17 protein-coding genes and 1 tRNA gene are annotated in these 17,222 nt (G+C 62.2%); 9 read left to right on the top strand and 9 right to left on the bottom strand.

What is annotated here, in order from left to right:
- Positions 1-130: 130 nt before the first annotated feature.
- Positions 131-688: a fasciclin domain-containing protein gene (locus tag HNQ71_RS13015; RefSeq protein ID WP_184872949.1), complete on the top strand. Its 558-nt coding sequence runs from the start codon at positions 131-133 to the stop codon at positions 686-688.
- Between the two features lie 211 nt (positions 689-899).
- Positions 900-1,403, top strand: coding sequence for a peptide-methionine (R)-S-oxide reductase MsrB (gene msrB / locus HNQ71_RS13010; protein ID WP_184872948.1), 504 nt, complete (start codon positions 900-902; stop codon positions 1,401-1,403).
- A gap of 200 nt (positions 1,404-1,603) precedes the next feature.
- Here the strand turns inward: msrB and HNQ71_RS13005 are convergent, their stop codons facing one another.
- Positions 1,604-3,199 (bottom strand): DHA2 family efflux MFS transporter permease subunit, encoded by a 1,596-nt coding sequence (locus HNQ71_RS13005; protein ID WP_184872947.1) that lies wholly within the window; start codon positions 3,197-3,199, stop codon positions 1,604-1,606.
- Positions 3,200-3,221: 22 nt separating this feature from the next.
- A complete protein-coding gene (locus HNQ71_RS13000) occupies positions 3,222-4,403 on the bottom strand; it encodes an HlyD family secretion protein (protein WP_184872946.1) in 1,182 nt (393 codons plus the stop codon).
- Between the two features lie 132 nt (positions 4,404-4,535).
- On the opposite strand from HNQ71_RS13000, the gene HNQ71_RS12995 reads away from it, so the two are divergent.
- Positions 4,536-5,270, top strand: a complete 735-nt coding sequence (locus tag HNQ71_RS12995; protein WP_184872945.1) for a TetR/AcrR family transcriptional regulator — start codon at positions 4,536-4,538, stop codon at positions 5,268-5,270.
- A 116-nt stretch (positions 5,271-5,386) separates the two neighbouring features.
- On the opposite strand, the gene yihA is transcribed toward HNQ71_RS12995, so the two are convergent.
- The 3 genes from yihA to HNQ71_RS12980 all read right to left on the bottom strand — a co-directional run bounded on the left by yihA (position 5,387) and on the right by HNQ71_RS12980 (position 7,120).
- Entirely contained in the window at positions 5,387-6,025 is a 639-nt protein-coding gene (gene yihA, locus HNQ71_RS12990; protein ID WP_184873336.1) for a ribosome biogenesis GTP-binding protein YihA/YsxC, read from the bottom strand.
- Between the two features lie 17 nt (positions 6,026-6,042).
- On the bottom strand, positions 6,043-6,681 hold the full coding sequence (locus HNQ71_RS12985) for a CatB-related O-acetyltransferase (RefSeq protein WP_184872944.1): 639 nt from the start codon (positions 6,679-6,681) through the stop codon (positions 6,043-6,045).
- A gap of 124 nt (positions 6,682-6,805) precedes the next feature.
- Complete coding sequence (locus HNQ71_RS12980; RefSeq protein ID WP_184872943.1) at positions 6,806-7,120, bottom strand: hypothetical protein; 315 nt, start codon at positions 7,118-7,120, stop codon at positions 6,806-6,808.
- Between the two features lie 177 nt (positions 7,121-7,297).
- On the opposite strand from HNQ71_RS12980, the gene HNQ71_RS12975 reads away from it, so the two are divergent.
- Genes HNQ71_RS12975 through HNQ71_RS12965 form a run of 3 tightly spaced genes read left to right on the top strand, consistent with a single transcriptional unit; the run spans position 7,298 to position 10,581 of the window.
- A complete protein-coding gene (locus tag HNQ71_RS12975) occupies positions 7,298-7,762 on the top strand; it encodes a MarR family winged helix-turn-helix transcriptional regulator (RefSeq protein WP_184872942.1) in 465 nt (154 codons plus the stop codon).
- Positions 7,755-9,038, top strand: coding sequence for an HlyD family secretion protein (locus HNQ71_RS12970; RefSeq protein ID WP_184872941.1), 1,284 nt, complete (start codon positions 7,755-7,757; stop codon positions 9,036-9,038). Before HNQ71_RS12975 ends, HNQ71_RS12970 begins: the two co-directional genes overlap by 8 nt.
- A gap of 28 nt (positions 9,039-9,066) precedes the next feature.
- Entirely contained in the window at positions 9,067-10,581 is a 1,515-nt protein-coding gene (locus HNQ71_RS12965; RefSeq protein WP_184872940.1) for a DHA2 family efflux MFS transporter permease subunit, read from the top strand.
- 183 nt (positions 10,582-10,764) lie between these two features.
- Here the strand turns inward: HNQ71_RS12965 and HNQ71_RS12960 are convergent, their stop codons facing one another.
- From HNQ71_RS12960 to rpmH, 4 genes are all read right to left on the bottom strand, one after another.
- Positions 10,765-11,325, bottom strand: a complete 561-nt coding sequence (locus HNQ71_RS12960; RefSeq protein ID WP_184872939.1) for a fasciclin domain-containing protein — start codon at positions 11,323-11,325, stop codon at positions 10,765-10,767.
- A gap of 169 nt (positions 11,326-11,494) precedes the next feature.
- A complete protein-coding gene (gene yidC, locus HNQ71_RS12955) occupies positions 11,495-13,309 on the bottom strand; it encodes a membrane protein insertase YidC (protein ID WP_184872938.1) in 1,815 nt (604 codons plus the stop codon).
- Between the two features lie 14 nt (positions 13,310-13,323).
- Positions 13,324-13,677: a ribonuclease P protein component gene (rnpA, locus tag HNQ71_RS12950; RefSeq protein ID WP_184872937.1), complete on the bottom strand. Its 354-nt coding sequence runs from the start codon at positions 13,675-13,677 to the stop codon at positions 13,324-13,326.
- Positions 13,678-13,693: 16 nt separating this feature from the next.
- Positions 13,694-13,828 carry a 50S ribosomal protein L34 gene (rpmH, locus tag HNQ71_RS12945; protein ID WP_008833937.1) on the bottom strand — a complete coding sequence of 45 codons (135 nt, stop codon included), beginning with the start codon at positions 13,826-13,828 and terminating at the stop codon, positions 13,694-13,696.
- Between the two features lie 278 nt (positions 13,829-14,106).
- On the opposite strand from rpmH, the gene HNQ71_RS12940 reads away from it, so the two are divergent.
- From HNQ71_RS12940 to HNQ71_RS12930, 3 genes are all read left to right on the top strand, one after another.
- Complete coding sequence (locus tag HNQ71_RS12940; protein WP_184872936.1) at positions 14,107-15,597, top strand: sensor histidine kinase; 1,491 nt, start codon at positions 14,107-14,109, stop codon at positions 15,595-15,597.
- Positions 15,598-15,876: 279 nt separating this feature from the next.
- Positions 15,877-15,953: transfer RNA gene (locus tag HNQ71_RS12935), tRNA-Arg, on the top strand.
- Between the two features lie 421 nt (positions 15,954-16,374).
- The gene (locus HNQ71_RS12930; RefSeq protein WP_184872935.1) at positions 16,375-17,085 is read left to right on the top strand and encodes a helix-turn-helix domain-containing protein; all 711 of its coding nucleotides are present in this window, start codon (positions 16,375-16,377) and stop codon (positions 17,083-17,085) included.
- Positions 17,086-17,222: the final 137 nt, after the last annotated feature.

Below are 17,222 nucleotides of genomic sequence, written 5' to 3'. Positions count from 1 at the left end.
GTACGAAAATCACCCTTCGGTGCAAACAAAATTAAAAAAATCCCGATGTTACTGAAACTCCGGCATTTGTGCCGCGTATCTCCTCGCGTCCCCAAGGATGGGAAGAGAAAAACCCGAGGAGTTTGACATCATGCGTAAATACGCCACCCTTTTGCTTGCCAGCGCGATCGCTGTTTCGGCTCTTGCCACCGCGGCCTATGCCGAGAACCCGATGGTTGGCGGCGCCGCCATGTTTGCCAACAAGACCATCGTCGACAACGCCGTCAATTCGAAGGACCACACGACCCTGGTCGCCGCCGTCAAGGCGGCCGGCCTTGTCGAGAGGCTGCAGGGCGCCGGTCCGTTCACGGTGTTCGCGCCGACCAACGAGGCCTTTGCCGCGCTGCCGGCCGGCACGGTCGAAATGCTGCTCAAGCCCGAGAACAAGGACAAGCTCACCAAGATCCTGACCTGCCATGTCATCGGCGCCAAGGCGATGGGGGCGGACGTCGCCGCGATGGCCAAGGCCGATGGCGGCACTCACAAGGTCAAGACGGTTGGCGGCTGCGAACTGTCGCTCAAGGCCGAGGGCGGCAAGGTCACCGTGACCGACGAGAACGGCAACGTCGCCAATGTGACGATCGCCGATGTCGAGCAGTCCAATGGCGTCATCCACGTCATCGACAAGGTTCTTTTGCCGAAGATGTAACAAGGCGCTTGCTGCCGACGAAATTGCAGCAAGGGCTCTCCGTCGATTGCATGGTCTCGCTCCCGTGACCCGCAACCGATCCGCGCACTCCGCGCCGCCCACGTTCAGATGTGGAACGGCGCGGAGTGCTCGTTCGGGGGCCACCGTCACCGGCTTTTGATTTCCGCGTGGCGGTATAGTTTGGCAAAAGAGACGACAGGAGGAACTGGTCATGAACCGTCGCGACTTTCTTTTGAGCGGTGCCGCCGCCATCGGCGTCGCCGGGGCTGCCGCAACAATGCTGCGCATGGGCAAGCCACAGCCCGCACAGGCTGCCGAAACCTTCGAAGTCACCAAGACCGAGGCCGAGTGGAAGGCCATCCTGTCGCCGGCCGCCTTCGACGTGCTGCGCAAGGAAGGCACGGAATATCCCGGCACCAGCCCGCTGCTCAACGAACACCGCAAAGGCATCTTTGCCTGTGCCGGCTGCGACCTGCCGGTCTACCCGTCCGAAACGAAATTCGATTCCGGCACCGGCTGGCCAAGCTTCTGGCAGGAGATTCCCAAGGCCATCGGCACGACCGTGGACAGGTCGCTCGGTATGACCCGCACAGAGGCACATTGCCGCCGTTGCGGCGGCCATCTCGGCCACGTCTTCGACGACGGCCCGGCGCCGACCGGCCTGCGGCACTGCATCAACGGCGTGGCGCTGACCTTCAAGCCCGCCACGGCCTGACATATCACTTTTTGACGCAATTCCGGCGCTCCAATCGGAACACGAAAAAACTCCGGGCTTGCGGCCCGGAGTTTTTTGCGCGGTCAGAGCTTTTCGGGCGTGGACTGGAGGAGCTTCCCGAAACTGCTGTCCACGTTTGGTATCAGTCTTTTGACGCAATTCCGGACGGAAAACCGCTTCACACCTTTCCTGGAACTGCTCTAATGCCCGCCACCACCGCCGCCACCGGCCGCGGCCGGCTTGCGGATCAGCATGGTGAACAGCCCGAGCGTCGCAAACAGCACCGTCAGCAGGAAGAACACGTCCATGAATGACAGCAGCGCCGCCTGCTGCTGCACCATGCCAGACAGCTTGGAGATCGCCGCGCTGGTCGCGTCGAGGCCGGCGGTCTGCTCGAAATTGAGCGTCATGTTCTGCAGCTTTTGCTGCGCGGCGGCACTGCCCCAGTGCACGTGCTCGGAGAGCCTGGCGTAGTGGAACGCGTTGCGGTCGATGAGCACGGTGTTGATGACGGCCAGGCCGACGGCGCCGCCGAGGTTGCGGGTGAGGTTGAACAGGCCGGACGCATTCTTCAACCGGTCTGGCGGCAAGGTGCCGAGCGCCAGGTTGTTGATCGGCACCATGCACAGCATCATCGAACAGCCGCGCAGGATCTGCGGGATGAGCAGCTCATAAAAATCCCAGTCGGCGGTCAGATGCGTCATCCACCAGGTTCCGGTGGCGAAGCCGAAGAAGCCGACCATCATCATCAGGCGCGGGTCCATCTTGCTCGACAGGATGCCCGACACCGGTGCGGTGAGGAACATCGCCAGTCCACTGACGAACAGCGCCTCGCCGATCATCATCGAATCGTAGCCGCGGATGCGCCCGAGGAACACCGGATAAAGATAGGTCAGGCCATAGAGGCCGATGCCGATGACGAAGGAGAACAGCGAGCCGAAGGCAAAGTTGACGTTGCTGAACGCCTTCAGGTCGACGATCGGCTCCTCGGCGGTGAACACACGCCAGAAGAACAGCACGCCGCCCACGGTCATGACGATGGCGCAGATGAATACGCCCTGGTCCTGCAGCCAGTCGTTGTTCGGGCCTTCCTCGAGCACATACTCCATGCAGCCCAGGAAGGCTGCCATGCCGGCGAGGCCCCACCAGTCGAACTTGCTGAACAGCTTGAGATTGGGCTTGTCGAAGTCGATCAGCGTCCAGGCCGCCGTCGTGACCATGATGCCGGGCACGACATTGATGAGGAACAGCCAATGCCAGGACATGGCATGGCTGATATAGCCGCCGACGGTCGGGCCGATGGTCGGCGCCAGCGTCGCCACCAGGCCGATCATCGGCGAGACCACGGCGCGGCGCGACGGCGGGAAGATGGTGAAGGCAGCGGCAAAGACGCTCGGGATCATGCCACCGCCGATGAAGCCCTGGACGGCACGGTAGACGATCATCTGGTCGATGTTGGTGGCGGTCGCCGCCAGCGCGCTGGCCGCCGTGAAGCCGGCCGCCGAGATGGTGAACAGCACGCGCGTCGACAGCATCCGGCTGAGGAAGCCCGACAGCGGGATCATCACCACCTCGGCGATCAGATAGGCGGTCTGCACCCACGGGATCTCGTCGGAACTGGCGCTCAGGCCGGCCTGAATCTCGGCCAGCGAGGCCGAGACGATCTGGATGTCCAGGATGGCCATGAACATGCCGAACACCATCGCCAGGAAGGCGATGACGCGCCGCGTCGAGATGGTGTCAGGCACGGCCGGCCTCGCCGGCGGCGCTCCTGCTGTCAGGGTTGCGGTGGCCATGGCATTGCTCCCCGGTGGCCGCTCAGTTCGAGGCCGTGGGCGCGGTCCGGCTGTCGACGGCGACGACGACACTCAGGCCGGCGCGCAGCCTGCCGCTTTTCAGCACGTCGGCCGGGACGTCGATGCGGACCGGGACGCGCTGCACGACCTTGGTGAAATTGCCGGTGGCGTTTTCAGGCGGCAGTAGCGAGAACACCGCACCCGAAGCCGGTGCCAGCGACGAGACGGTTCCCTCGAAATCCTGGCCGTCGGTCGCATCGACCGAGATCTTGACCTTCTCGCCGGGAACCAGCCGGGCAAGCTGCGTCTCTTTGAAGTTGGCGACGATGTAGAGCTTGTCCATCGGCACGATGACGGCGAGCTTCTGGCCGGGGCTGACGAGATCGCCCTGCTCGACCGAGCGGTTGCCGACGACGCCGTCATAAGGCGCCTTGAGCACGGTGAAGGAAAGATCGCGCGCGGCCTTGTCGCGGCTGAGCTGCAAGGACGCCAGCGTGCTTGCCGATTCGGCGCGCTGCGCCTGCAGCACACCGATATTGGCCTGTGCCGCGGCAATCTGCGCGTCGGCGCCGACAAGGGCGGCGTTGGCCTGCTGGACCGCCGTCTGGGCATCGTCAAGCTGTGCCTGCGTGCCGACATGCGTCTTGAGCAGTTGCGAGGCGCGTACCTCGACCTTCGCCGCATTGTCGGCGGCGGCCTGGTCAGCGACCTTCTGTGCCTGCGCCTGCTGCAGCGAGGCGCGCGCCGCTTCGGTCTGGGCGTCGATACGGTCGAGCGTCTTGCTCAAGGTGGCGATCTGCGCCTCTGCCTGGGCAACGGCTATTCTGTAGTCGCCGTCATCGACGACGAGCAGTGGATCGCCAGCCTTGACCGTCTGGTTCTCGCTCACCTTGACCTGATCGACATAGCCGGAAATCTTGGGCGAGATGAACGCCATGTCGGCCTGGACATAGGCGTCGTCCGTGGAGATCATGAAGCGGCCCGTGGTCCAGTAGTTGTAACCGTACCAGGCGCCGGCGCTCAGCAAGGCAACGCCGATGATCGGCAGCAGAAACGAGCGCACCGAGCGCTTCTTCTTGGCTGGCACTTCCACCGGCGTGCTGACCGCAGGCTGGAAAGGCACTTCGGGTGCTTCCGTCGCCGGGGCGATCTTGGCATTGGGGAAAGGACGGACTTCGGCGGTGGTTGGCGCATTCGAGGACATGACATCTCTCTAAAATAAAGCTATGATACTGAACCGTTCGGTTCGATCCGGCCGTTGACATAGCGCGGAAACAGGACCATATCAAGTGCAATCGAACCGATTGGTTCGAATTATTTTCGAGGTGTGACCTTTATGGTTGAGACTCAGCCTAACGTCGAAACCGACCCGTGCGGCGACCTGCTGGACCATGCGCGCCGTGGCCGCCCGGCGGCAGGCCAGGATCCGGTCAAGCGCAGCCAGATCATCGAGGGCGCCCGTCGAGTGTTCATCGACAAGGGTTTCGAGGCTGCGTCGATGAACGACATCACGCGCGAAGCCGGCGTCTCCAAAGGCACCATCTATGTCTACTTCGCCAACAAGGAGGAACTGTTCGAAGCGCTGATCGAGGAAGAGCGCGGCACGATCTTCAAGAACATGTATGACGTGCTGGACAATGCCGACGACCTGCGCGAGACGCTGGTCAAGTTCGGCAAGGTGCTTGCCCTCAAGATCACGTCGGCCAAGGTCATCCAGGCGCAGCGCACGGTGATCGGCGCATCCGACCGGATACCCGAGCTTGGCGCGCGTTTTTACGAGCGAGGCCCCAAACGCGGCCATGACAAGGTCGCGGCGTTTCTCGATGCCGCCATCGAGCGCGGCTTGCTGCGGATCGACGATGTCGATCTTGCCGCCTACCAGTTCACTGAACTGTGCCTGGCCGGTCTTTTCCGCCAGTGTATCTTCGCCTACCGCACCAAGGCTCCGAGCCAGGATGAGATCGACCACATCGTCAGGTCCGGCGTCGGCATGTTCCTGAAGGCCTACGGCACCGAAAGCCTTGCCGCGGAAGAAAGCCACCAGACGATTGCGATCGAGGCTCGGCCCTAGCTATTTGTCTTTAAGCAATTGCGGACGGAAAACCCGTTCCACACTTTTCCTGGAATTGCTTGTCTGTTGGGCATGATCTTTTCCGAAAACCGGAATCCACTTTTCGGGATCATGCTCTAGCCACCATTGGCGGCAAGCACGATGGCGGCCTGCAACTCCTCGAGGCCCTCGGCCTTTTCCGACGACGTCGCCAGGACGAACGGAAACGCCGCCGGCCGCTTCTTGATCTTTGCCAGCGTCTCCTCGATCAGCCGCGGCACGCCGGCAGCCTTGATCTTGTCGGTCTTGGTCAGCACGATCTGGTAGGACACCGCCGCCTTGTCTAGCAGCGACAGCACTTCGTCGTCCTTGGCCTTGATGCCGTGGCGAGCGTCGATCAGCACGTAGACCCGCTTCAGCGTGACCCGGCCCTTGAGATAGTCGAAGACCAGCTTGGTCCACTCGTCGACCTTCTCCTTCGGCGCGGTGGCGTAGCCGTAGCCCGGCATGTCGACCAGAGCCAGGGGCGGCAGGTCGGCGCCCTCGCCCGAAAATCCATCCGGCACGAAATAGTTGAGCTCCTGCGTGCGCCCCGGCGTGTTGGAGGTGCGCGCCAGCCCCTTCTGATTGACCAGCGCGTTGATCAGCGACGACTTGCCGACATTCGAGCGGCCGGCAAAGGCGATTTCGGGCGGCCCTTCCGGCGGCAGGAACTTCATCGCCGGCACGCCGCGGATGAAGATCCACCCGCGCGTAAACAGTTCGGTGCCGATCATTGTGTTGTTCAGAGCGTTCAAGCTGCTGCCTCCAGAAGAGAAATATCGGCACCCCGGATAGCATCGAGGTTGCGGCTGATCTTGTCCACCGGCCAGTCCCACCACGCCACCGCCAGCAGCCGCCTGATCGTCCTGTCGTTGAAACGCGTCTTCACCATTTTGGCCGGGTTGCCGGCGACAATCGCATAGGGCGGCACGTCATGCGTCACCACCGATTTCGCGGCAATGATGGCGCCATGGCCGATCGTCACGCCGGGCAGGATCACTGCTTCCATGCCGATCCAGACGTCGTTGCCGAGCACGGTGTCGCCGCGCACTTCCTTCGACCATGTCGCCGGGTCAAATCCCTTTTCCCAGCCATGGCCGAAAATATTGAACGGATAGGTCGAAAAGCCGGACATGGCGTGATTGGCACCGTTCATGATGAAGCGCGCGCCCTCGGCGATGGCGCAGAACCTGCCGATGATGAGCTTGTCGCCAATGAACGGATAATGATGCAGGACGCATTTCTCGGCGAATTTGTCCGGTCCGTCCGGATCGTCATAATAGGTGTAATCGCCGATCTCGATGTTCGGTGCGCTCACCAGTCCCTTGAGGAAACCGACACGAGTGTGCATCGGGATCGGGTGCTTGATGTCGGGGTTGGGTCCGTCCATGTCGAGGTCCGTCGGATAATTGGCCGCCAGGCACAGGCGAAGTTCGCATGCGCCGGTTCAAAATAGCGTGATCCGCCCTATAGCACCAATCGGCTGAGGAGCGAGTCTTGCGTGGTGGCGTTGCTCATTTGTCGCCGCGGCAGATCACGATCGGATCGGACAGCGCACTGTCGAAACCGCTGCCCTGATAGACGGTGACGTTCGAAGCTCCGGGCGGCAGCATGAAGCTGCCTTCGACGATTTTCTGATCGCCGGCCGATGTGTGCAAAGCCCAGCTGAACGTGCAAAACTGAGGCGGCGCCTGGGGTTCGACGTGGCTGCAGTTCAATTGGGCCCCACCCAGCATGGCGGCACCGCCACAGCTGACCGCCTCCCTTGCGAGCGCAATGCCGGGCCATCCCGCCAGGGCTGCGACGGTCGCGATCTTGAGCCAATTCATCATCATATCCTCGTCCGGCAACGGCCTGCGGCCGGTGCTTTCCGTTGCGCCGCAACGCGTGCGACATTTTTTCCGAGCGGACTTAGTGCGTCTTGTGCGTCGCGTCCAGCAGGATTATGTGCATGATGATAATAAGCATGCTCACTAAAAGTCGCGTTCAGAAAACCAGCCCCTCTCATGCCATCGTCACCCAACATCAGCTTTGTGCTGCACGATGTCGCGCGTCTGCTTCGAAAGCGGTTCGAACAGCGGTCGCGGGCGTCGGGGCTGACCCGCGCCCAGTGGCAGGTGCTGGCCTATCTTTCCCGGCATGAAGGCATCCACCAGAACAAACTGGCCGACCTGATCGAGATCATGCCGATCACACTCGCCCGGCTGCTGGACAAGATGGAGGCGCGCGGCTTCATCGAGCGCCGGCCCAATCCGACCGATCGCCGGGCATGGCTGCTTTACCTGACGCCGCAAGCCCATCCGCTGCTCGAAACCATGCGCAGCAACGGCCAGAAATCGCGCGACGAGGCCTTCGTCGGCCTTTCGGCGGATGCCCAGCTGCATCTGCTGCAAACCCTATGCCTGATCAAATCCAATCTGCTCGAGGCTCGCACCCAGCCAGCCGTCGACCGGGAGAACGACCATGACTGAATCGACCTCACCCAAAAGGCCCGGCAAGGACGAACCTCCGGATCGCAAGAGCGACCAGATCATCCGGCTGGATAGCGAACGCGAGCAGAGGCGTGCCAGCGCCATCATCGCCGATGGCGAGCCGGAAGCGCCGGTTGCCCTCGAGCCGGCGGCACTTGAGGCTCCGTCCAAAGAGCCGCAAGCCGTGGTGGCCGTTGCGCCTCCGGCGCCGGCAAAGCCCAGGCGCAGCCTGACACGGCCGATCCTTTTCGCCCTGCTTCCGGTCGCGCTGGTCGTCGGCGGCTACTACTATGTTGTCGGCGGCCAGGTCATGACATCGGACAATGCCTACATCCAGGCGCAGTCGCTCGGCGTTTCCACCGACGTCTCCGGCACCGTCTCCGAGATCGACGTGCACGAGAACGAGGCGGTGAAGAAGGGTGACGTGCTTTTCCGCTTGAGGCCGGCCTCCTTCGAAACCGCTCTTGCCGCGGCCCAGGCCCAGCTCGGGACGGTGCGCAACCAGGTGCTGACCTTGCAGGCAAGTTACCAGCAGTCGCTGGCGCAGATCGAGCAGGCGCAAGCCGACATTCCCTATTATGAGGCCGCTTTCAAACGCCAGCAGGATCTTCTCAAGACATCTACCTCTTCGAAGGCCACTTTCGACGGCGCCCAGCACGACCTCGATGCCGCCCGCCAGAAAGTGTCCGTCGCCAAGGCGCAGGCACAGGCGATGCTTGCCCAGCTGGGTGGCGACGCCAGCCAGCCGGTCGAGAGGAACCCCTTCTACCTGCAGGCCCAGTCGGCGGTGGACGACGCCCAGCGCAACCTCGGCGATGCCATTGTCAAGGCGCCGTTCGACGGCATCGTCACCAATGTGGACGCGCTGCAGGTCGGCAAGTACCTGCCGGCGTCGCAACCGGCGTTCAGCCTGGTTTCGGCGACCGATCTGTGGATCGCGGCGGAGCCGAAGGAAACCGAACTGACCTATGTGCGGCCGGGACAGACAGCGACGATCAGCGTCGACAGCTACCCGGGCAGCGTCTGGCACGGCACGGTCGCCTCCATCAGCCCGGCGTCATCGTCGAGCTTCTCGCTGCTTCCGGCGCAGAACACCACCGGCAACTGGGTTAAGGTCGTGCAGCGCATCCCGATGCGCGTGACGGTCGACGATCCTCAGGGCAAACCGCCACTGCGCGGCGGGATGAGCGTCGAGGTTGGTATTGATACCGGCCATGCGCGCGGCCTGCCGGACTCCGTCACGGATCTCATCAACCGGTTCGAGCAAAAGTCATGACCAGCGCGTCCGCGAAAGGGGTACATCGGTGATCGCCAATCGCGGCGCCATCACCGCTTGTGTGATCCTGGCCACCATCATGCAGGCGCTGGATACGACCATCGCCAATGTGGCGCTCCCTTACATCCAGGGCAGCGTTTCGGCGAGCGCCGACCAGATCAACTGGGTGCTGACGTCCTACATCGTCGCGGCAGCCGTCATGACGCCGCCTTCGGGCTACCTTGCCAATCGTTTCGGCCGCAAGCGCGTCCTGCTGACCGCCATCACCGGCTTCGTCGTCGCTTCGGTGCTTTGCGGCTTCGCGCAATCGCTGCCGCAGATCGTCGGCTTCCGGCTGCTGCAGGGTCTGTTCGGCGCAGCCCTGGTGCCGCTGTCGCAGAGCACCCTGCTCGACATCTACAGCGTCGAAGAGCGCGGCTCGGCCATGGCACTGTTCGGCGTTTCCATCATGGTCGGGCCGGTGCTCGGGCCGGTCATCGGCGGCTGGCTGACCGAAAATGTCAGCTGGCGCTGGGTGTTCTACATCAACGTCCCGATCGGCGCGATGGCCTTCGCCGGCGTGTCGATGTTCGTCCAGGAAACCAAGACCGACCTCAAGGCAAGGCTGGACTGGCTGGGCTTTGGCATGCTCAGCCTCACCATCGCTTCGCTGCAGATGTTTCTCGATCGCGGCGAGCAGCTCAACTGGTTCTCGTCATCAGAGATCATCGTCGAGGCGCTGATCTGCGCGTCGGCCTTCTACATCTTCCTCGTCCACACCTTCACCGCCCGCAACTCGTTCGTGAACCCACGGCTCTTCCTAGACCGGAATTTCGCCGTCGGCATGGTCTTCATCTTCATCGTCGGCATCACCTACCTCGCCTCGCTGGCCTTGATAACACCCTATCTGCAGACGCTGATGGGCTATCCGGTGGTGACGGCCGGCATCGTCATGGGCCCGCGCGGCCTTGGCACCATGGCTTGCATGTTCCTGGTCGGCAGGCTGGTCGGCAAGGTGGATACGCGATGGCTTCTCCTGACCGGTCTGCTGATCACCGCCTGGGCGATGTACGACATGACCGGCTGGACCCCTGATGTCTCGCAATGGACGATCATCAGCACCGGCTTCATCCAGGGCGCTGGGCTCGGCTTCCTGTTCGTTCCGCTGACCACCATCACCTTCGCCACGCTGGCGCCGGAGCGGCGCGCGGAAGGCACCGGACTGTACAATCTGTCGCGAAACATCGGCTCCAGTGTCGGCATATCGGTGGTCACCGCACTTCTGACGCAAAACGTGCAGGTCAACCACGCCAACATCGCCACCTATGTGACGCCCTACAACCAGGCGTTCAGCAACCCGGCGATCTTCCAGGCGATGAACCCTTACAGCGCCGCCGGGCGCGCCGCGCTCGACGGCGTGGTGACGCTGCAGGCGACGATCATCAGCTACATGAACGACTTCAAGCTGATGATGATCCTGTCGCTTGCCGCCGTTCCGCTGGTTCTTTTGCTGCGCAAGCCGGCGACGCCGGCCAAGGTCGACCACAGCGCCGTCGTGGAGTGACGGCGCGCGAGAGGCCACCCTTTAGATATGCCGATGCAAAAAGAACCGGGGCCCTGTGGGGGACTACAGGACCCCGGCCGATGCTGATACGGCTTCCCAAGAAACATGGCACCTCATCATGAGGTGGGGATGGCAGGCCCGAGAAAGCCAACGGATCTGCCTTATCCCCTGCGCCGGAAGCCGTTACTTCGGCAGCAGCACCTTGTTAACGACATGGATGACGCCGTTCGACTGGTTGACGTCGGCGATCGTCACCTTGGCCTCGCCGCCGGACTCATCCACGATGTAGAGCTTGCCCTTCTTGACCTCGGCGGTCAGCGTGTCGCCCGAAACGGTCTTCATCTCATACTTGCCGCCCATTGCCTTGGCCTTGGCCATCATGTCCTTGCCGGAGATCTTGCCGGCCACGACATGCGCGGTAAGCACCTTGGTGAGCTGGTCCTTGTTCTCGGGCTTGAGCAGCGTGTCGACGGTGCCCTTGGGCAGCGCGGCAAACGCTTCGTTGGTCGGCGCAAAGACGGTGAACGGGCCGGCGCCCTGCAGCGTGTCGACGAGGCCAGCGGCCTTGACGGCGGCGACCAGCGTCGTGTGGTCCTTCGAGTTCACGGCGTTCTCGACAATGGTCTTGGTGGTGTACATCGGCGCACCACCAACATTGGGGTTCTTGGCATAGGCTGGAGCGGCGATCGTCGCGCCGGCGAGGAGTGCGGAAAGGGCGATGGTCCTGAATGACGGCAAGCGCATGTGGTCTTCCTCCGGGTGAGGGCTGATCGGGATCGATAGCCTTTGGAAATGCACCCGCAGTCACGCCCGGTGACCGCTTTCAGTTTCGCCGATCACGGGAACGTGAACCGGCCTGCGGCCAATAAAAAAGCCCCGGACCAGCCGGGGCTTTGATGGAAGGAGAGGCCTGCTATTCCGCCGGCGACGGTTTCTTTCGAAACAGTGCGACGAGATTGTCCCACAACTCGATCTTGGCGCCCTGGCGTTTCATGATCACGCCCTGCTGCAGGATCGACAGTGTGTTGTTCCAGGCCCAGTAGATGACCAGGCCGGCCGGGAAACCCGCCATCATGAAGGTGAAGATAACCGGCATCCAGGTGAAGATCGCAGCTTGCGTCGGGTCCGGCGGCGTCGGGTTCATGCGCATCTGCAGGAACATGGTGACGCCCATGATCAGCGGCCAGACGCCGATCATCAGCATGTGCGGCAAAGTGACCGGCACGAGGCCGAACAGATTGAAGATCGATGTCGGATCGGGTGCCGCCAGATCCTGGATCCAGCCGAAGAACGGCGCGTGCCGCATCTCGATGGTGATGTAGAGCACCTTGTAGAGCGAGAAGAAGACCGGGATCTGCAGCGCCACCGGCCAGCAGCCGGCCAGCGGATTGATCTTCTCGGTCTTGTACAGCTCCATCATGGCCTGCTGCTGCTTCATCTTGTCGTCCGCGTATTTCTCGCGGATCTCGAGCATTTTGGGCTGTACCTTCTTCATGTTCGCCATCGACGCGTAGGACTTGTTGGCGAGCGGGAAAAAGATGGCCTTGACGATGACGGTGGTGGCGAGGATCGCCAGGCCGAAATTGCCGAAGAATTTGTAGAGCGTGTCGATCAGCCAGAACATCGGCTTGGTGATGAAGTGGAACCAGCCCCAGTCGATCAAGAGGTCGAAGCGCTTGATGTGGCGATCCTCGGCATAGGCGTTGATCTTGCCGACTTCCTTGGCACCGGCGAAGATTTCGCTCTCCACCGTCGCCGACTGACCGGCGTCGACGGTGATCGGGTCGGTCAGGAAGTCGGACTGGTAGCGATGGCGGCCGTCCTCGAAATAGGCGTAGCGCGGCTGGAACGGCTGCTTCTCGGTCGGCACCAGGGTCACGGCCCAGTATTTGTCGGTGATGCCGAGCCAGCCGTCGGTCGATTTGCCAGGCATCGCCTGCTTGTCCTTTTCGATGGACGCGTATTTGTGCTCCTGCAGGCCTTCCGTGCCGGTGAAGCCGATCAGGCCCTCGTGCAGCACATAGGTGCTGGCAACGGCCGGCTTGTCGAACCGGGTGACACGACCGTAGTTGGACAGCGAGACGGCGGCCGCGCCCGAATTCTGGATCGTATCGGAAACCGTGAACATGTAGTTGGTGTCGACGGAAAAGGTGCGCTTGAAGGTCAGGCCCTTGTCGTTCGAATAGGTCAGCGTGACCGGCGTCGTCGGGGTCAGCGTTGCATTGCCGTCGACGGTCCAGACCGTCTCGGGACCGGGCACCGCTCCGGTCTTGTCGTTACCGACAAAGCCGATCTCGGCATAATAGCCAGTGGGCAGTGCCGCCGGGTTGAGCAGGCTGATCTCGGGCGAATTCTTGTCGACGGTCTCGGTGTAGTGCTTGAGCTTGAGGTCGTCGAGGCGGGCACCGGTCAGGTTGATCGAGCCCTCGAGGCTCGGCGTATCGATCTTGGCGCGCTTGCTGGTTTCCAGGGCCTGTTCGCGGCCGGCCGGCGTCACGGCGTCGGTGCCGGGTGCGTTCGGAATGGCACCAGGTGCGGCGGGCGTTGCGGTACCGGCGCCGGGATTGGCGGCGTCGGCGGCCTTCTTCTGCTCTTCGACGCGCTGCTGTTCGATGCGGGCCGCCTCGCGCTGCTGCTCGCTGCGCGGCAAGACGTAAAAATACTGCCATACCGCCAGGATCAGCACCGACAGCGCGATGGTGATGAAGAAGTTCCGGTTGTTTTCCATCGAAAGCCCTTGGCCTATCGTGTTCCGCGCAATCGGCGGGAGAGTTCGGCCTTCAACCGGCCGAACGGAATGGTCAGCACGTCTTCGCGCCCGACGATGACATAGTCATTGCCAGGCGCCATGTCACTTGCCGCATGCGTACGGACCGCTTCTCGCAGCCGTCGCCGGACGCGATTGCGGACAACCGCATTGCCGACCTTCTTGGTGACAGTATAGCCGACGCGCGGCGACAGGCCGTCGCCGCGGTCAAGAACTTCAACGAGAAAAAGCCGCCCGCGTCGCTTTTCACCACGACGGACGGCCAGGAATTCCGCGCGCTTCAGAAGCCGCTTGGGATTTGGTCCCACTGGCTTGCCGGATGCGGGCAACGATCTCGTCTTCCGTTCAGGCGCTGAGCCGCTTGCGACCGCGGTTGCGGCGAGCTGCGACGACGCCGCGACCACCCTTGGTGGCCATGCGGGCACGAAAGCCGTGCCGACGTTTGCGGACGAGTTTAGACGGTTGGTAGGTACGCTTCATTTGTTTTAATACCGCGGGGTGCGGCCCTTCTTGATTCTGTCACTGTGTAACAGGAGCTTTGCCGGGCCGGTTTTGGCGCGATCGAAACCGCGCCGGGACGAATGGCCCGAGCGTGAGCGGGCTTATAGAAAGAAGGGTTTTGGAAGTCAATCCGGCGTCGACAGGCCGAGGCCGGTCGTCGTCCAGGCCGGTTTTTGTTTCCGGCCAAGGATGAAATTGGCAAAAAAGCCGTAATCGCCTAATCTGCGTTGATCAAGTGATCGTGAAGACATAGCCGCATGAGCGAAACCATACAAGCGGAGGAAAGGATCGACACGGCGGCGCCGACCGCCGGGCGCACGGTGCCGTTGTCGCGCGGCTTGTCGACCAAGCTGCTGCTGCTCACCATCGTTTTCGTGCTTCTGGCCGAAGTGCTGATCTTCCTGCCGTGGATCGCCAGCTACCGGCTGAACTGGCTGAAGGAGCGACTGAGCACGGCCGCGGCGGTGTCGATCGTGCTGGTGCAAGGTGAATCCACTTCGCTGTCGCGCACGGCCCAAAATGACGTGCTGATGGCGATCGGCGCCAAGGCGATCGCGGTGCGCGACGGCGGCGTCTCGCGGCTGCTGGTGGTGGCCGAGATGCCGCCGCAGGTCGACGAACACGTCGACATCGCCTCGATCGGCATGATCAAGGGCATGACCGGCGCGCTCGACACGCTGTTTTTCGGCGGCCACCGGATGCTGCGCGTTTTCGGCCCGGTCGGCGACAGCGACAAGGAGTTCGAGCTGATCATGCCGGACAACAGTCTGCGCAATGCCATGCTGCGATATTCGCGCAACGTCGCCTTCGTCTCGCTGCTGATCTCGCTGTTCACCGCAATGCTGGTCTATGCCGCGATCGACCTGATCATGATCGGGCCGATCCGGACGATGACGCGCTCGATGCTGTCCTTCTCAGAGGCGCCCGACGATCCCGGACGCATCATCCATCCCGCAGCCCGAGCCGACGAGATCGGTGTCGCCGAGCGCGAACTGTCGCAGATGCAGGAGCGGCTGCAGAAGATGCTCTCCGAGCAGAAGCACCTTGCCGACCTCGGCCTCGCGGTGTCGAAGATCAACCATGACATGCGCAACATCCTGGCCTCGGCGCAGCTGATGTCGGACCGCCTGCGCCAGGTCAAGGACCCGACGGTGCAGGCCTTCGCGCCGAAACTGCTGCGCGCGCTCGACCGCGCCGTCTCCTATTCCGAAGGCGTGCTTCACTACGGCCGCACCCAGGAGCCGCCGCCTTCGCGCCGCAGGCTCAGGCTGCGCCAGCTGGTCGAGGACGTTCATGGTCTGCTCGACATCGAGCAGGGCATTGAGTTCGTCAATGCGATCGAGCCGGGCTTCGAGGTGGATGCCGATTCCGAACAGTTGTTCCGCGTGCTCACCAATCTGTGCCGCAATTCGGTGCAGGCGATGGCATCAGACAATGAAAGCGCGCTGGTGCGGCGGCTGGCGGTGTCGGCCGTGCGGCTGGGCAGCGTCAGCCGCATCGTCGTCACCGACACCGGCCCCGGCCTGCCACCCAAGGCGCGGGAAAACCTGTTCGCGGCCTTTCGCGGCTCGGCCCGCAGCGGCGGCACCGGCCTTGGCCTGGCGATCGCGCATGAATTGATCCGGGCGCATGGCGGCACGGTGGAGCTGGTGGAAAGCATTGGCGGGCGCACCACATTCGCGGTCACCATTCCCGACCAGCCGGTCCGGCTCGACCAGGCCCGCAACGGCCTGCGCCGCCCGGCATGATGGTTCGGGTGCTGTTTGGCCCGATGCTCCTTCCCTGCAGGCTCGGTGCCCATTTTCTCTGGGACCAGTGCTCTTCCTTGCAGGGATCGCGTTTGGGCTCGGCTTCGGGCCCTTTTGAACACGGCGGAATCCTGACCGCCATCGCTGGATGACACAGCTGCGACAAAACTTTTGCCGGATCGGCTTGCTTTTCGGAAATTCAGTCGCTAGGGAACACGTCTCGTCGCGGCCAGTCGTTCACGATCGGCTAGCGGGGTCATGGAAAGCATGGCCTGTTGCGCGCCCGTAGCTCAGCTGGATAGAGCACCAGACTACGAATCTGGGGGTCAGGAGTTCGAATCTCTTCGGGCGCGCCATTTTGTCACCGCTCCGGAACAAAACCGGGCACCCTTCGCATTTCGGCATTCGACGATTGCGGCCATCGATCCATCCTGCCGTTAGAGCCAACTTCGTTGGCACGGAAAAGCCGACACATTCGTTTTATTGCCGCTGAGCAATCACGGCGGATATCCACGGGAAGCTACAGTCACAGTCCGGGACGGCGTGGCGCCGATACCGCCTTCTCGACAGCTACCTGGTGGATGGCGTATAAAAACTTGCATGCCGCTCCTAACCCACGCGCACCGTCACGAGGGCAGTGCTCACTTGAGTGAGCCCTTAGAAACAGAGGACGTCCGGATTGAGAACCGGAGGGTCGAACCTACTTTTCTCAGGCCGGTTACTTTCACGAGTCACGCCGTTGTTGTGGCCTTCAGCGGACGCACACCGGTGCGTCGGATGGCCCATGGGATAATTCGCCAGGGAATCATCCGTCCGGGGATGGGCTGTATAGAGCCGTCTGGTTTTGCTGAGACTGAGGTCGAGATAGCCGCTCCGTTAGAGTGCCTTTATATATACATGGCGCCTGAGCTAATTGGACGAAGCGCGCTCGAAGATTTTGGTATTGATCCCGGTAAAACGCAACTTGCGTACGCAGGTGGGCTCTGGGACCCTCTCCTTGTTGAGGTCGCCGCATCTCTCAAGCGAATGATGAGTCGGAAGCCGGACGCCGTCGATCGACTGTTTCTCGACGGCGTAAAGGTCATCCTTTCAGCGCATCTGATTAGAAACTATCAGATCAACCAGTGGCGGCCACCATCAGAGCGGCCAACGCTTCCTTATCTTAAACTAAAGCGCGTCATCGACCTTATTGAGGCCAGATACCAAACATCGATCGGACTGAGAGAATTGGCTGGCGAGGCCGCGCTCAGCGAGTTTCACTTCGCCCGATTGTTCCGCGAGGCCACAGGCCTGTCTCCTTATCGATATGTAATGGAGCGCCGCATCAGCGAGGCACGGGCGCGACTTGCAAAAGCAGACCGCAGCATAACGGAGATTGCTTTTGAAGTGGGCTTCGGGAGTCAGTCCGCATTCAATCGAGCGTTCCGTAAATACGCAGGCGTAACGCCTGGCGAGTTCCAGAGCCAAGAGCGAGCTCGCTTCGCCTAAGCACGAATCGCTTCTGATTCAGCAAGATCAGAAGATACGAGCGACGTGCCCTCATCTACGTTTCCCCTCGCAGTGGATTTCCTCGATCGGCACTAGCGGCGTCCGGGCCCGAGTTGGCGCGATCGCGTGTAGACACT

It is taken from the genome of Mesorhizobium sangaii (assembly GCF_014207355.1).
In the GTDB taxonomy this organism is placed as follows: domain Bacteria; phylum Pseudomonadota; class Alphaproteobacteria; order Rhizobiales; family Rhizobiaceae; genus Mesorhizobium; species Mesorhizobium sangaii.
Note: the sequence above shows the minus strand (reverse complement) of the source record. Positions and strands in the feature narration are given on the sequence as shown.